Genomic DNA, 16,748 nt, shown 5'->3' with positions numbered 1-16,748 from the left:
CGTTTCTATTACTTCATTATTGCTTTGCACTAACATTTTAATCGGCAAAGATAATGGCAGGAAGTATCAAAGACGAATATTTATATATATTATATGACGATAGCGCTGTATCGGTACCAAGCGTAGCGGTGTAATCGGTACCATGCTATCACTGCAATCGGTACCGCTTGTATCGCTGCAAGCGGTACCAAGATTTCAGTTCTGCTTTTCAATTTGCAAAGGTAATTTATTTTTTCAATTTCTGGCGCATAGAATCGCCTTTTAACTCTATTTTACTTGCATTTGCCACCAAACGGTCCATAATGGCATCTGCCAAGGTAGGATCACCTATATAATCATACCATTTGGCAATAGGAAGCTGTGAGGCGATAATGACGGACTTTCTCTCGTATCTCTCTTCTAGGATTTGGAGCATTGCGAGTCTGGTCTTGTCATCCATTGGCTGCAACCCGAAGTCATCCCATATGAGCAAGTCATACTTTTCTAGATTGGTTATCATCTTTAGGTACGACCCATCCAGCTTGCTGAGTGCAACTTTCTCCACAAAGCTGTTCATGTTGAGATAGAGAGTTCTATAGCCTAGCATGCAAGCCTGTCTTCCAAGGGCACAGGCAAGAAAGGATTTTCCGCAGCCGCACTTTCCTTGTATGAGCAAGTTCTCATGCCTGCGTATAAAGGCACAGTCGGCAATGGCGGTAAGGTCATCCTTGGTGAAGTTGCGGTCTGTTCCACAGATGACATCCTCTAAGAGTGCCGTATATCTAAGCTTGCTGATTTTTAGATACATGGCGGTCTTTCGATCTCGTCTGTCCTGCACCTCTGCATCCACCATCTTGGAGATGGCGACTTCCAGGGATGGGCGGTTCTGTACAGGAAGGCTGGTCATGGCCTCGAAGGAGGATGACATACCTCTGAGCTTCAACTCGTTGAGTTGTATGATGGTTTCTTGTAAGTTCATGTTACTATATATATGTTTAAATGTTCATAAATGCCTCCGCGCCTCTCACATAGTCGTTCTGTGGCACATTTGAGACTGTTTCTTCCCCGTCAACTTGATCAAGGTTCTTCTCCAACACATTGCGGATGGTCGTGTAGGTGATGGATGAACAACCTGCCAGACGCTTGCAGGCCTTCTCCAGACGCTCCTTGCCATACTTGCGCTTGAGAGACAGGACTCCTTGGCAGGACTTGTACGACTGCTCGACATGCTTCGTGCGATTGAGGATGGATTGGACTGCAGCAGTGGTGTTGCTGCCGACCAATGCCGCCTCCTCCAGGAAATAGGCGGCATTATATCCCTGTCCGTGCTTGTAGGCAAGATGTTTGTCTGGCATATGCTCGTCAAGCGTGCTGTATCCAGATCCTTGGCGACGCTGATGGATGGCTATGCGAGAACTCCCGGAGTAAACCTCCACGGTATCCAAGTCCCACAGTACGCTCACCTTTTGCCCGACATACTGGTATGGCACGCTATAGTTGTGCTTGTCAACCATGACGTGATAGGTACCGGACAGTTTCACCTCCTTGCGATATCTGAAGCGGTATGGAGTCATGGGCAGTTTGCCCAACGTAGGTTGCTCTTCCGCCTCGAAGATGTCACGTCTGCTTCTCCCTGTCGTTCTGGACGGCTTTTCATTGAAGCCGTCCATCAACTCATAGATACGGGCATTCATACTCGGTAGATTGTAAAACACCTCGTCATGTAGCAGAGCGTAGACGGCATTGTAGGTCTTTTGGACGAGTCCCTCGACTGGACCTTTGTCCCTGGGAGTGCGAACCCTGCAGGTTTGGAGGGTTGTATCGTAGTAGGCGGCCCATTCCACGGCTGCATCATTGAACGCTGGCTCGTAGCGGTCGTATTTCTTCACCCACTGCTTCATGTTGTCACTCTTGGCTATGCGAGTTGTTCCGCCGAAGTAAGAGAAGGCATCGGATATACCGCCGAAGAAGTTCTCCATGGAAGCGTTGTACATAGCCTTGGCAAATCCCAAGCCGCTGTATGGCAGGATACAGACCAGGACGACAACCTTGGTTAGCTCACCTGTCTTCGGGTCGGTAAGCCACAGGGTATCGCCGGCGAAGTCAATCTGCATCTCTTCCCCAGGAATATAGGTGTTATGGAAGCTGAGGTTGTGTGAGTACTGATACTTACGGATTGACTTCTTGAACTGGGTGTATCCATATCCGTCGGGATGCTCCTTCTTGTATGACTCGTGCAGGGCTTGAATGGTGAGGTAGCGGTTATGCGACAAGTCTGACACATATTCAGGCAACAGCCCGTCCAGCACCTGACGTTGGGAAGATGGGGCTGCTGTGGGTTTGGACAACTGGAGGAAAGATTCTATTTCCCCGTCACTCATGCGGCCTATCACGCCATAGGACAAACCTTGGGAATCCGCCAAGGTCTTGTAACGGTTCAGTACGCCACGTCCCATGTGTAGTTGCTCGCAAATGGTGCGTTGCGGTATTTTTGCCGCTAGCATTTGAAATGAACGTTTTAATTTGCTCATGTTTACATTACTTTGTGCCATATCTATACAGATTTAAAAATTCTTCTGCAAAGATAGGCGGTTATTATTATACATGAGCAGAACTTTACATCTTTTTGGTACCGATTGGGGCGCTATGATGGTACCGATTCATGCGCTACAGTGGTACCGATTCGCCGATACTGTCATATTATAACAACTTTTATGTAAATTCTTGGTAAAAACAGCATATCGTTAGAGAAAGAACCATTATTGAATAATAACAATGGACAATAAAGCCAAAAGCTGACAAAGTGTAGATTGTGAGACTTAATCGAAAAAGGATGGCAAGAGTTTCAATCCTACCATCCTTTTGAATCTTATTGAAAAGTCTTTTGCATTGTCAGCTTTATCAATGAGTAAATGAGAGAGTCGTTTACTTAACTCTTACACCTTTACCATTCAGAACTTCACCTCTAATATCATCAGTTTTACATATATTCAAAATAGCATCAACAGAAAGGTGTTGTATATTGCTAATTGCTGTTGTGTTTTAATTTAATATCCCGTAAGGAAATTCGGTAGAATCAACATTAAAATAGTAAACGTTATTTGTGTCTAAATCAAAAGCAGTCATAACGACAGGTGATATATCTCGTGCATTAGTAGTTGTAAGACCTTCATTCGTCCATAAAAACCCTAAATAAGTAGGAATGGCTCCCCATAAAAAAGCATGTGAACTGTTTGAAATATTATAAAAACAAACCTTATCTGAAAAGACTAAAGAAAGAAAATAATTTGAGTTTTTCACAAACAGTTTGTAATTGCCAGTAGCTTTTAAATTAAAAGATTTATCATATAAATAAAATGATTTACTTTTATTATTTACTAAATAAAGTCTGTCATCTTCGTTATAAACAGAATAGTTCGGAATTGGTTTGCCTAATTGCAAACCTAAGTAACTATCCACGACCTTAACCCTAATAGTAACGCTAGTATTCTCCGTCTTATCCTTTACAACAAGATAAACAATCCCATTCTTTTTTGTCTTTATTTTTATTTTTCCAGCATCAATAGTGGCTTCCAAAACATTATCATCTGACACTTCGACTGAAAGATTGTTGCTTCCACCACTAAACATAATTTCCGATGGGTTTTCTAATAATGGCTTTTCGTAATACTCTTTTTCAAAACACAATGATGAAACATCAGTACCATTACTACAGCCATATACTATAGAAAACACAAAAAAAAGAAAAAAGTATTGAATTATTTTCATATTTGCCAATAGAATAAAGCATTTGATGTACATAACTTTGTACACCAAATGCAATTAAAACTAATTATTTCTTATGAATTTCTGTTATTTCCCAAAAATTTATATTATAAGTGCCTAATGTTGTCTCAAAATCAGTCGAAGCATCTGCATTTACCTTATAAAAGCCATTGTCAGGTCCACCCCATCCCATATTAGCATGAAAGTACAAATCGTTATTTCGTAAAATTTCTCTGCTTGTCTTAGTGCAAATTGCATATCCATCTATAACCCAAGCATGAGAACCTTTTTCTGCCTGTTCATTTGCAGTATGTGTTCCACCCATTATTGCAACGCAAGGCATCTGGCGGTTTGCATTTATCGTATTTAACAATGGATCTGGGGCATATTTATTATAATAAGTGCCACAAGAAACATACTTCTTTAAATAATCCAATAAATTAGAAACTGAAGTTGTACTACTTTTTACACGAGGTATATTCGGATCATCATAAGGCCCATACTTAAAATCCTCATCAATATTTGGTGTTGTATTTGTTCCTTCATACATATGCTTAACTACTTTGGAAATCATCATAGCCTCCTCATAATCTCCGCCAAAATACGAATCATACTTCAATTTCGGTTTTTTAGTAACAAATGCCCAGTCTATGACTGTTCCATCAATCGTCATGCTCGGAGCGATAGCTGCTAAAGTTTGAACTCCTGCTGTAATAGCACACCCCATAGGGTAATTTGTTTCCGTATGATATTCATTATAAGTTTTAGGCAACAACAAGTTATAAGGATTGTCTTGATCCCACTCGGTCTTTAAAACAGCTCCACCATTTTGAGGCATTAACGATATAATCTGGCTCAAAGGTTTGTCATAAGCTGTAGAACGGGAAGTTGTTTCATGGCTTTTTACACCATTAACCTCAATCAAATCTTTTATTTCTTCATATGTTACTGTAGATTTACCCAAACAAGAAGCTACTTTCTTCAAGGTTTTCTCTCGTAACTCAACTTTGAGCCTTTCTATTTTATTTATCTCTGAAACAGTTGAAGCTTCTGCCAATTTTAACATCAAACATGCCCCAGTACTATCTTTTTTCTCAAAATTACCATTTTCTATATATGCCAAAACACCAGCACTTCGAGAGTCGGCAGAAACTAAAGCATACCCACTCTTTTCTCCAGACTGTAAACACACCTCATAAACAGGAATACTATCAGTCGTAGTCCCTCTTGTTGTCTTGCTTGATATAATTCCGCCAATGCGATATGAGCCCACAATAGACATTCTTGGATTGGCAGCACTTCTTGTTTTTGAGCCCAACGAAGTGGAAAAATCATTTACCATTGCCAGAATCTCATCCTCTGATAAATTTGTAGGATTATCATTTGCAATACTCATTGCCTCATCCATAGACAAATTAACATTCACGTTCTCAATAACAGGATTACTGTCATTAAGAATTTCATCTTGGCACGATGATACAATCACTGCCAATAATATTAAAACTAAATACTTTTTCATATTTATACAGTACTATTGATTAAATTATGCAAATTTACGAAATTTATTTTAAATCGATATATAACGAATGCGTTATTTATGTATTATTAACAATTTTCATTATTAAGGCGTTAAAATATATTGCATTTGGGCATTTTTTACTTTATTAATATATAAGAACTAACATCCTTTGCTTTTTAGCCATGAACCTTCTCAAGCTGACCGCCGAGATTGTAAGAGAAGTAATCTTCTCCTCGTCTGGACAATCATCTCTAACAGGCGGTTGTGGCTGTCATAAGTCCATTACGTCACATAAGTTGCGATCACTTGATTAGGCACAATCATCGTGCGGCGGGTCTTGGTGACTTCGCCCATCTTGCCATAGAAGTATTCGATGGCACCTGTTCCGTCCTCACGGAGCATCAACCTACCGATACGGTTCTGAGAGGCATTGCGACCACCGTAGTAATACTTTACGTTGTTCTCCGGGTGGTCTGGGTAGTTGATACCCGTCAGACGCTGATAGTCGTAATCGTAGGTGATGAACTTGCCTTCCTTTGCAAGGTTGGCAGTCTGCTTGGTCAGCACATTGCCGAGCGCATCATAAGTGAAACTTGTGATGCCGCTTGCAGGATGGTTCACCTCAGTACGGCGGTCACCCATGTCGTAAGTAGAGGTCGTTACATTACCCTCCGTGTCGGTAACACGAACAAGACGCTGTATGCCATCATACTCAAACGAAGTGGTAATCTCACCGTCAGGACCGCTCTTCTGGATGGTCTTCAAGGTCTTGCCACTGCCATTGGTATGGGTAGCCTGAACATTATGGAGTGCATCGGTCACGGTAGTGGAGCAGATTCTGCAAAAGGAAATAAGTCAAAGATTCAAAGGAAAAAATCCTCTGATATTCCCTGCTGATTTTTAAGGCGGTTTGAAGCCTTGTCTTAATGTTATTTTCATCTCGCCAACTTTTTGTGTTATAGTTGAAAGACGATTGTAATTTGCATTTATTGCATAGATTTGTTCTATTTTGCAAAATAGATAGCAAAAAAGGGTATGACGAAACAAGCGGCACCTTTCAAGTGCTTGACAACAATGTCTTGATGCTTGTGCGCTCTTCAAGTGGCGAGCATACCTTCTATAAAGTGAAGGATGCCAACAATGTTGTCTTGACAGATTCACTGGGTAATGAACCGAAAGGTGAGACTGCTAAGCTATATGTATTGAAGAAAAAATAAGTGCATATAGGTCGTGTAAATTAAATCGTCTTGTAGTGCAGATACATAAGGTCTGTAAAAAATTCCAGCATTTTGAAGCACCACTCTGTTTTGATGTCACTTTTTTTCAAGGTGGCTCAAAGATAAAACGTAAATAAACTGTGTTTACCAATTGTAGTATGACACAGTTTATTTTACATTTCTATTCTGAAAATCCTATTTTTTGTGTTGCTTTTTTTGCAATAATTTCAACAGCTTTATCATCATACTCTTTCAACAAATCTACAACATTTAAGATATAATACTTTTGATTTGCTGAATGAACCTTGTGTATTTCAACAAAAGAAACAATATCGTTTCTTATTGTCATAGACTTATTTGCTGTACATTCATTCATTATCAGATCTAACTGTTCATCCCAATTATCAAAAAACAAATACTTTCCTTGTTTAGGGAACAAAACTGTAGATAAATCACAATTGTCACTAAATGTCACATCATGTAATATTGCATCCTCAAAAGATACATTTAGCATTTTATTCTGCTTAGCATTTCCAAACTCTTTTTTAAAAGATTCTGTAGGAAATCCTCCTCTAAACCACACGTTATCTAAATTGCCGATGAACTCACAATTTTCAAAATTTGAAGCTTGAAAATCCACATCGTAAAAATCACAATTTATAAATTTGCAATCTCTAAATTGTGGTTTTATAAATGCACCGAATTTGACTTTCTTAAAAGTACAATAGGTATAGCACGATGAATCGTATCCTATAATTGCATTTTTGAAATTTATATTTTCAAACATACAGCTATAAAATTCATTTCCATGTTCTGCTAATGCTCTAAAAATTGTTTTATAAAATATTGAATTTATAAATATTCTGTTTTCTATCCAATATATTCTATTGGAATGAGCAAACGACGATTTAGAAAAATCGCATTTTTCGTATTTGTTTGCCAAATCGGAACTATCTATAAATTGGTTCTTTAAATCCACATATCCATGTTCATTTAAGGAATATTCTTTCCTATTACTTGGAGATAATTCTCTTTTTTTATTGAAATAATGGAGTAAATTCATTTCATCTTATTTTATTATAGAGCCAGAAACTGAATGTCTCTGGCTCTAATTACAGTTATTAACGTTTAGGAGCGGTGTTTAATAAAGTGCCATTTTTCCCATATTTATTTACATGTTTCTGCCATTGGGCATGAGTTGTCATATCCCACCATTTGTTTCCTCTGGTAAAATCTGGTCCATTAGTATAATTGCTTTTTATATCAAACCATTTTAGAAACTTGTCATTTCCAACTTTTTGTCTGGTACGCACATCTATTCTGTTACCCCTATATGCTGGATATAATCTCGAATTCTTTTGGACTGCTCTAAGTTGTTTCTGAGTCAATGCCTTTAGTCCTTCTGAATCAACTTCCTTGACAGCTTGATTAACATGTTTTTGAAGTCTCCCAGTGACAAATCTATTGCTTTTGTATAGTCCAGAGCCTCCTCCGACAAAACTTGTTCCAACATCTACTGTTGTTGCTATTTTGTCAGCTGTCTCCTCACTGGCCCCCAATTTTTGAGATGCATATTTAGTGCCAGCATATGTACATGTAGTTTGGCTTTTTCCAGTCCACATTTGCTTTGCACCTGCATAAGCATTGTCGGCACCATGTAACAACAGAGCGACACCACCAGCAAGACCTACACCTGTTTCTGCAGTAAGAATTCCACCGATTCCTCCACCAACAGCCTCAATAGAACCGCCAACCATTTGGACACCTCCTAACAATCTGGTTCCAACATTGTTTTGTTTCCACCAATCAGACAGCCATCCTTCCATTCCTGTTGGATCTACATATCGTATTGGATTGTTATAAGCATAGCAATAAGTAGAGATGTCGTAGTATTTTTCTTGCAAAGGATCTGTAGTTATCCATAGTCCTAATCTTGGGTCATAGTACCTCGCTCCATAGTAATACAATCCCGTCTCTTCATCGAATTCCTTCGCATTGAAAAGATAAGGTGTATTCCAAATGTTGTTGCGCTCCTCAACGAAAACCTCACCGAAAGGAACATACTCGATATGCTGCACCACTTCGCCTTCAAGGTTGGTGATGTAACTACTGCTACCCAAATGGTCTGGGTGATAGTAGAACTGCATCTTCTCGTATGAGTCACCCTCTTGGAAATTGTTCTTCATTGCTCTTGCCATAACACGTGCCTGCGCAGCCTCCAAGCTGCCGTCATTGCAGCAGAAGCCCTTGCCATCGACATAGTCGTTGTTGTCCTCGCCATTGTACGGCACTGCAAAGGTTGCATAATTATCCTTAATGACCTGCAACTGTTGAGTATATTTAACCTTATAATCAACAGACAAGCCATCAGTCTCACTACCTGCATACTGGATGCGGCGTGGGTCTGAGCCGTAAGAGTCGAAGTCACCAATCTTGGAAACGACACGCTGACTACCGATGTAGATATGCTTGGTGTAACGTCCGCCTTGGTTGGCAACCAAATATGGACTTACATACAACGAGAACTTGGCTGTGTTCGTGCGACCTCCAGCAAACTCGGAGTTCACATAAACCTGGTCACTCTCGCCAGAAGTTTTCACTGTGCGCTCACCATCTGCATCATACCAATAATTGGTAACAAAGCCGTTATCATCAGAAGCGAGGAGACGGTTCTCCTCATCCCATTTGAGTTTGCGCTCTGCGGTCTTCTCGTCAGCCATGCCATCCTTCTTGGTACGGCTTGTGTTGACATAAACAAGATTACCGTTAGCATCATACTCATAGGCGTGATTGTTGTTCACATTCTCGCTCTCTGACGGATTTTCTTCCGTGCGATAATTCACATCCTTCACATTGGCAAGCTGGAATTTCTTGCCTGTGTCTGTTCCATAAGTGTACGACAAATCATAGCCAGCATTCAACGTACCGTTGAACTGCACATTGTTCTGCGTGAGAATCTGACGCTTTGATGTGATACGGTGCATGTTATCGTAGCCCATCGCAAGAGTGTAGCTTGCTGTCTTGTTGTCCGCACCTGTATAAGTACCTGTTGCGCTTACAAGACGATAGAGTGCATCGTATGTATAGGTATGCGCCATTTGTCCGCCAGCCTTGCCACTCTGTGGGACTGACGCACCGTTTACAACACTGAGCACATTACTTACTGCATCGTATGTATAAGCGTTATCCATAATGGTGTTGCCACCACTATTCACAGTGAGGTTCTGCAATCTGCGACGCTGTGGGGCGTAGGTGTAGAATGTCTCTGCACCGTTGCAATACTTCAAGTATGTGCGCTGCTCGAACTTGTCATAGCCAATCTTGCTTACATAATCGTAGCCGTATGACTTGTAGCCATGAACCTTTTCAAGCTGACCTCCGAGGTTGTAAGAGTAGGTGATTTTCTCCTCATCAGGATAAATCATCTCCAACAGACGGTTGTGGCTGTCATAAGTCCATTGCGTCACGTAGGTTGCTATCGCCTGGTTAGGCACAATCATCGTGCGGCGGGTCTTGGTGACTTCGCCCATCTTGCCATAGAAGTATTCGATGGCACCTGTTCCGTCCTCACGGAGCATCAACCTACCGATACGGTTCTGAGAGGCATTGCGACCACCGTAGTAATACTTTACGTTGTTCTCCGGGTGGTCTGGGTAGTTGATACCCGTCAGACGCTGATAGTCGTAATCGTAGGTGATGAACTTGCCTTCCTTTGCAAGGTTGGCAGTCTGCTTGGTCAGCACATTGCCGAGCGCATCATAAGTGAAACTTGTGATGCCGCTTGCAGGATGGTTCACCTCAGTACGGCGGTCACCCATGTCGTAAGTAGAGGTCGTTACATTACCCTCCGTGTCGGTAACACGAACAAGACGCTGTATGCCATCATACTCAAACGAAGTGGTAATCTCACCGTCAGGACCGCTCTTCTGGATGGTCTTCAAGGTCTTGCCACTGCCGTTGGTATGGGTTGCCTGCACATTATGAAGTGCATCCGTTACGGTTGTAACGAGAGTATGACTGCTATTGTCAACTGTATATGCCGTAGTTGTCGTAGAGTTGTCCGGCAATGTCACAGAGGTAACACGGTCGAGCACGTCATAAACAGTAACCGTTGGAGATACATTGTCAAATGACTTGCTGAACGTTGAGTTCGATCCAGTTCCTTCCGTTGTAGGATAGAAAGCCTTTGCCACACGTCCGAAAGCATCATACACGTTTCTGCCGCTGACAATCATCACGTTCTCGTCCTTGGCAGAGCTTCCCTTGGATGCACTTGTCACAACACCGTCCTTCTTCACCTGCACGGCTCTTCCGAAACCGTCAACGAATGTAACGGTCTCCAAGTCGTCGTTAGGGTGCTGGATGTCGTAGTGCTTGGTCACTGCGTAAGCAGGAGCGGTAATGCCACTCTCATTGAATGTAGCCAAAGGCTGATATTCAAAGGCGATGGCATAAGGCACGCCCGTAGCCAACTCATTTGGACCACGTACGCCAGTAATGCGACCGAGGTCGTCAACATCAGTCTCATAGTAGAAGTTGTTGAGGTCACGATGCTCCTTGGCGATACCATAGCGATAGTCGAAGTTGCCTTGCTCGCTGCGGTAACCCCACGCATCGTCAATACGCTCAACATACATGTTCATTTCCGGCTCATAGCGGTATTTGTACCACATACGCTGTCCCTTGCCGTTGGCAGGGAGGGTCTTCTGGATGATGTTGCCGTAAGAGTCGTACTTGTAATCAGTAACTGCCGCACCGTCATTCAACTGCTGTGTAATCTGAGTGATATGGTTGGCGTAGTTGGTATTATACTTCGCCGTCACATGGTGATAGAGTGAGCCGTCACCGCCTGTAACAGTCACATCAACAGGAAGTCCGAGGATGTGCTTGCTTGCATTGTCGGTATATTTGATAGCAGTCGCATAATCGAACTTGCCGTTTCCGTCCTCGCCAAGACTGCCCTTGTCGCTGTACTTGTAGGACTTCAACTCACCATGATAGCCATTGAGGTAATACTCGTTCCATGCCTCGGATGTAACCACACCGTTTGCCGCTCCCTCATACTGCAAGTTTGCCGTATAGCGGAGAGGAACGAATGCAGAAGCACGGTCGCTCCAAAGGTTCACGTCACGCTTTGCGAACGTGTACTTGTCACCGTCGGCAGTCAGATAGTAGCTGTCGTAACGGTTCTTTGTCTCGGTGTACTTGTTGCCGTTGGCATCCTCCACGGAAGTAGCGGTAACATTGCCCTGCGTGTAGTAGTTGGCTACATCGTAGTTCTCAACAGCCTGTCTGTAAACAGAATTGCCATTCTCCGTATCGAGGTTCTTGGTGATAACCTCACCGAAACCGAGGAACTCACGTTCATGGCGGTCACGCTTTCCGTCCTTGTACTCAAAGGCGGTTGTCATGACTGGACCATCGTCATGGATTCCGTCGTCAACGGTAAGGGCAGACATTACCCACTTGCCACCAGGAAGACCGTAGGTCGGAGTGGTGTGGGCATAGTCCAATGTGAAAGTTCCGCCCAAGGAATTGGTGACTGACTTCAACATGTTGGTTCTGCCAATGGCAGAGCGTGTAACCTTCAACTCGCTTTCCTTCTCAGACTCAACGATGTCAAGATAGCCGTCACCATCCACATCCTGCAAAGAATATGTAGGGCGGTTGATGCTATGTGAGGTGGAAGCACCAGGGTTGGTTGAAATCTTGATGCTTATGACAGGAATGTTGATGGTCAAAGTGAACGCTGCATTTGCAGACTCTGATGTAGAGGCTGATTCACTAAGCGCACTTGCACCCTTCCAACTGATAGGCTCGTCAAAGCCATTGCCTGTATTAAGGGCAACAATGATACCATCACCATTCTTCCAGACCTTATCTGGGAGACCGTCAGAGTTGATGTCGATAAGGTTGTATTCCTCTTCGCTTTCAGAAGTCACGATGCCAAATCCTGCGGAGAAACTGCCGGAGGCCTTATTGATTTGTTTTTCCTTAATTTCGCCAAATCCTTGGTTAGCGCCACCACTTGCACCTATATCATAAGAGAGACTCTTACCACCTTGAATACGATCAAGTTCCCAATCAATAGGTTCAGTAAAGGCATAACCAAGATTTAATCTTACTTTCTTGTCGGAAAGAATCTTGTCTGGAAGTCCATCACCATTGATGTCAATGAATGACTCTACGGCTTCATCTGTGTTCTTTGGCGCACTGCCAGTGATAGAGAATTGAGCTTGCCATTCTGTCTGTACATTGCTCAAAGACTGCTTTACACCTTTCGCCAAATTCGTAATCTGTGATACGGAAGCCACAGGATTGCCGCCATATCCCCATGCCTCAGAAGCATTGTCAGAGTTATTAGCTCCGATACCCTTGTAGATTTCTCCACTCAATCCGCCTTGTGAATTGGTGTATTGGATACTACCACCAGCAATGATGTCAGGGAATCCGTCACCATTCATATCCATCATGGCAACTTCCGTCTTGGAGCTACCATTTGCATTGTTGTGGGTAATGCCCAGCGCACCGCCTTGCACAACGGTACTCTTGCTTGATACAACTTGGTTTACCGCCGCTGCGCCAGTGCCTTGCAAGTATTCACCTGCAAGTCCTGCCACCTCCGCATTGTTATCCAAAGGATTGGTAAGGAGTACATCCTGCTCGGTCAATCGGGCTGTGCTTGCCTCGGTCGCAGTAAGATAGATGTCCTGTCGCTGACCGACCCACTTGTCCATAGAGGTCTGGTCTGTGCCCAATGGAGTGAATGCCATTGTGAGAGGATCAACCTTGTCGTTCTCGTTTTCCGGCAATTTCAGCAATGACTCGTCAATAGGCTTTGCATATCTGCCTTCTGCAGAGTTATAGACAAAACCTCCCCAGCCACGGTAAAGCATACCGAAGCCAAGATTATCGCTTTCTGCATAGAATCCAGCAAGGACATTCTCTGTCACAAGACCTGCCGCATCTTTCTGAATGGAAACAGAGGCAGAAGTAACAGTTTCATCCGAGATAGTTGCAGGATAGCTGTATTCAAACCATAACTTCTTTCCTGCGGTTGTTGCAAATCGCAGAGTATCGGCTTTCAAAATGCCATTCTCGATAGTGAAAGACTTCTTGCCAACAAGTGCATCCTCTGTCTTGGCAGTCAAAGTAATCTGGCCATTGATGGAATTGTCAGAAAGGATAAGCACTGGTGACACAACCATAATTGTATCAGTCGCTGTGGTCAAGTATGGCTTGCCCTCTGCCAAGGCATTTGCAAATGTATTGTAGTGTGCAGGAACGGCTACCGTCTGTTCGATATTGGCAGAGTCCTTATAAGTCACAGACGCTTGCCAACCGATATTCTTCCAATCAACATTTGAGGTGGATGAAATCTCAAAGCTGAAGTTGGTCAGCTTTTCTGTATTCTCCAGACTGATGTTGAGTGAATCGCCATTGAAAGTCTCATTAGCCTTCAGTGTACGAGCAAAGACCGTCTTCTCGATATAGTTCGGGTTGTCGTTTCCGTCACTGTCTTTCTTGTCGTTGCTGCCGATGATGCTGAGAACAACATCGTCGGTTGTTACAGGCTTGTGGAAGACACTGTGAACTTCAACACTTGAACCATTCTCCACATTGGCAGAGGTGTTCACATCATAGATGGCACCATCCTCAGGCTTGTACTCTGTTGAAGAAAGCCCGTTAGGCAAAACATTAGATTCGCCAGCGTATATAATGGTAGGCGACCAGTTCACCTTGTCAAATGAGCCGTTGCTTGTTTCCTCGGAACCCGACTGCACACGGAAATAGATTCTGTCACCTCGCTTGACGGCAACAGAAGAGACTGCAGCGGCATAAGAACTGCCGTCGCCCTTTGCAATAGTCTTGTTCCAAAGCTCATTGCCACCCTTTTGAATGGCAACCCTCACACCGTCCGCTTTTTGGTATTCGTCAGCGTCATAGTCTCCAGTAGGAGCGACAAGGCTTACTTGACCTGCCACGCTTACTGTTCCATCCTTTGGCGCTTGCCATACACGCACAATATCCTCCATAGGGGAGTTCTTGATGGCTTCTGCCTGCTCATCCTCGCTAACCTCCATAACGGATGTGTCAACCTTGCCGCCATAGATGATAGGACTTGGCGTATCGGCACTGCTCAAAGTGAATGTAGGCACGGCATTGCCTGCCTCGTCAAACTCCAAGTGGTTGAAATAAACCTTGCCATTTGAAACGAGGTCAACAAGTCCGTCACCGTTGATGTCGCTGAAATACTGGGTGGTCTTGGTCTTAGTGGTTGACTTGTCCGTTCCGACAACGGCAGTCAGGACATTCCAACCGACAACGGCATTCGCACCGAAAGAGTTCGTAGAACTTTTGGTTGTCGAGAAGTTACTGATGCCCTTTACCTTGACAGGCTCACCATATACGACTTCTCCGTTGTCAGTCTTGACCTGTGGACGATAATATACGGAACCACCGGACTTATAAACCTTGTCTGGAAGTCCGTCACCGTTCAAGTCAACGAATGCGGAAAGTCCCTTGCTGGTATCGCTGGAGTAACTGTAAGAACCTCCTATTGTATTGCCTTTCCATTTGCTTCCGTCCCAAGGTCCCACACCTGCATAGAACGAACCGCTTACAGAAGAACTTGTTGTTCCGCCAAGTGCAGTAGGCTTGTCGCTGAAACGCTTGCTGACAGTCTTTAAAGGATTGACGAAACCAGCGTCAAGTCCGTCATCGTGCGTGTTCCATTTCTCGGAATCGTCCTTGAACGGAACATATCCCTTTTCAGCCTGCACATCATCATAATAGTCGAAGTTCTGGAAAGCCACTTCCTTTCCGGTGTTGTCGTACTGTCTGACACCTGTGAGCATTTCCTTGTGGAATGCACCTTCCTTGTAGTCAAAGGCATAGCTGCGCAATGTCTCGCCCTGGAAATTCACGGTCACTTTCTCCAGCAGCTTGTTGGAGGAGGCGAGGAATCCATAGCGGGCATTGTTGGTCTTTACCTGCTTTACCTTGTTGCCTTCAAAGAGTACAACGGTGTGCGGTTCCTGTCCTGCATTACCTGCGTGAACCTCTTTCAGATATGCAGCCTTGGCCTTCAAGCCGCCACGCACATCCTCATCCACGATGTCATACACATATTCTATATAGTCACCGTGGAGTTCCTCGACACGTTTCAGCTTCCATTCGGCAATCACCTCACGGGTATTGCCCGAAGCATCAGTGACATTGCCCTTTACAACAGCTCCGTCACCACCATAGATGTACTTGACACCCTGCTTGTCTGTAACCTCCCAATAATAGTTGGCAGGACTGTCACCCTTGCGGATGATACGGCTGAAATCACCGCCTTGGCGGGTGTAGAACTGGCGGTCAGCCTTTCTGTTCATCTTCTCGCCACGGTGTGCGACTCCCATCTGTCCGTTGTCATCCATAGTGGAGAGCATTGAACCGGACAAAAGATAAGTCTCCGTCTCTTTTGACTGGTCATAACGAGGCACGCCCCACCGGGTGTCAAGCGTAATGCTTGGCACGCTGACGTTCCAACCCTCGCCAAGCCAACCGCTACCGCCCTCGCTGCTGTACTGCAAGCCAAGGCTTGGCTGCATACCGTTTCGTGCTGGCGGCATCTCGAACGGATACTGCAAGTTGGCAGAGCCACGGTTGTTTGCGCTTGGAGGCGCAATGACATTTATCTTCGCCGTCGGGTCAGCCGCCTTGATGTCGTTCATCATCGTCGGGGCAAAGCCTTCTGTCTGCGGTGACTCCGGTGCCTGTATCACACCGTTGATCATGTCGGTGAAGTGGGTCGTCTTTGAAACGACACACTCTTCCTTCTTGTCCACACGCACACGCTCCAACGCAACCCAATGCTTCTCGGCCGGGTCGTAGTAATAGGTACGGATGTCGTCCTCGGTATAGCCGCTTGGTATTCTCGTGCGGTCATACTTTATCTTGACAGTCGCACCCTCGCCTGTGAAGTGTGTTCCGTGAGGGAGAAAACGGTAGCCCTGTCCTCCTGCCGTGACGTTGGTCATGGCAAAGTCAAGCTCAGGAACATTCTCCTCTCCGATAGAGTTCACGGAAAGGCTTCTGTTCCGAATGAGGTCTTTCTGAAGAACGACCAGTTTGCTACCTCCTACGGAGATACTGTCAGAGACACCCTTCTTGAAGAGTTTTCTCACGGCTGTCCCGTCCTTTGCCGAAAGGGACAGTGTGGCGGCAAGCAGTAAAACCAATGCCCACGCCACCTTCTGTATATAATTCTTCATGCGTAT

General features: G+C 44.1%; 8 protein-coding genes. 1 reads left to right on the top strand and 7 read right to left on the bottom strand.

Translation table 11 applies throughout. The features are described from left to right. Positions 1–226 precede the first annotated feature (226 nt). The 5 genes from istB to BQ7483_RS11825 form a co-directional block, all read right to left on the bottom strand. Positions 227–958 carry an IS21-like element helper ATPase IstB gene (gene istB, locus BQ7483_RS11845; protein ID WP_072542304.1) on the bottom strand — a complete coding sequence of 244 codons (732 nt, stop codon included), beginning with the start codon at positions 956–958 and terminating at the stop codon, positions 227–229. 16 nt (positions 959–974) lie between these two features. Further along, on the bottom strand, positions 975–2,483 hold the full coding sequence (istA, locus tag BQ7483_RS11840) for an IS21 family transposase (protein ID WP_235847272.1): 1,509 nt from the start codon (positions 2,481–2,483) through the stop codon (positions 975–977). A 538-nt stretch (positions 2,484–3,021) separates the two neighbouring features. Continuing rightward, positions 3,022–3,747, bottom strand: coding sequence for a hypothetical protein (locus tag BQ7483_RS11835; RefSeq protein ID WP_139247643.1), 726 nt, complete (start codon positions 3,745–3,747; stop codon positions 3,022–3,024). A 64-nt stretch (positions 3,748–3,811) separates the two neighbouring features. Further along, positions 3,812–5,263: a C10 family peptidase gene (locus BQ7483_RS11830; protein ID WP_072542302.1), complete on the bottom strand. Its 1,452-nt coding sequence runs from the start codon at positions 5,261–5,263 to the stop codon at positions 3,812–3,814. A gap of 282 nt (positions 5,264–5,545) precedes the next feature. Then, a complete protein-coding gene (locus BQ7483_RS11825) occupies positions 5,546–6,085 on the bottom strand; it encodes an RHS repeat domain-containing protein (protein WP_234213561.1) in 540 nt (179 codons plus the stop codon). A 140-nt stretch (positions 6,086–6,225) separates the two neighbouring features. On the opposite strand from BQ7483_RS11825, the gene BQ7483_RS18290 reads away from it, so the two are divergent. Beyond that, on the top strand, positions 6,226–6,480 hold the full coding sequence (locus tag BQ7483_RS18290; protein ID WP_327028250.1) for a copper resistance protein NlpE N-terminal domain-containing protein: 255 nt from the start codon (positions 6,226–6,228) through the stop codon (positions 6,478–6,480). Positions 6,481–6,661: 181 nt separating this feature from the next. On the opposite strand, the gene BQ7483_RS11815 is transcribed toward BQ7483_RS18290, so the two are convergent. Both BQ7483_RS11815 and BQ7483_RS17345 read right to left on the bottom strand, forming a co-directional pair. After that, positions 6,662–7,543 carry a pentapeptide repeat-containing protein gene (locus BQ7483_RS11815; RefSeq protein ID WP_072542301.1) on the bottom strand — a complete coding sequence of 294 codons (882 nt, stop codon included), beginning with the start codon at positions 7,541–7,543 and terminating at the stop codon, positions 6,662–6,664. A gap of 58 nt (positions 7,544–7,601) precedes the next feature. Further along, a complete protein-coding gene (locus BQ7483_RS17345) occupies positions 7,602–16,742 on the bottom strand; it encodes a SpvB/TcaC N-terminal domain-containing protein (protein WP_083535723.1) in 9,141 nt (3,046 codons plus the stop codon). Between the last annotated feature and the right edge of the window lie 6 nt (positions 16,743–16,748).

This window comes from Mediterranea massiliensis (assembly GCF_900128475.1).
Classification (GTDB): Bacteria; Bacteroidota; Bacteroidia; order Bacteroidales; family Bacteroidaceae; genus Bacteroides; species Bacteroides massiliensis_E.
This window is presented reverse-complemented; position numbering and strand designations above follow the sequence as displayed.

What these genes read in the sequence shown, in the direction of transcription:
- istB (WP_072542304.1), bottom strand. Translation starts at nt 958, where the DNA reads ATGAACTTACAAGAAACCATCATACAACTCAACGAGTTGAAGCTCAGA.
- istA (WP_235847272.1), bottom strand. Translation starts at nt 2,483, where the DNA reads ATGCTAGCGGCAAAAATACCGCAACGCACCATTTGCGAGCAACTACAC.
- BQ7483_RS11835 (WP_139247643.1), bottom strand. Translation starts at nt 3,747, where the DNA reads ATGAAAATAATTCAATACTTTTTTCTTTTTTTTGTGTTTTCTATAGTA.
- BQ7483_RS11830 (WP_072542302.1), bottom strand. Translation starts at nt 5,263, where the DNA reads ATGAAAAAGTATTTAGTTTTAATATTATTGGCAGTGATTGTATCATCG.
- BQ7483_RS11815 (WP_072542301.1), bottom strand. Translation starts at nt 7,543, where the DNA reads ATGAATTTACTCCATTATTTCAATAAAAAAAGAGAATTATCTCCAAGT.
- BQ7483_RS17345 (WP_083535723.1), bottom strand. Translation starts at nt 16,742, where the DNA reads ATGAAGAATTATATACAGAAGGTGGCGTGGGCATTGGTTTTACTGCTT.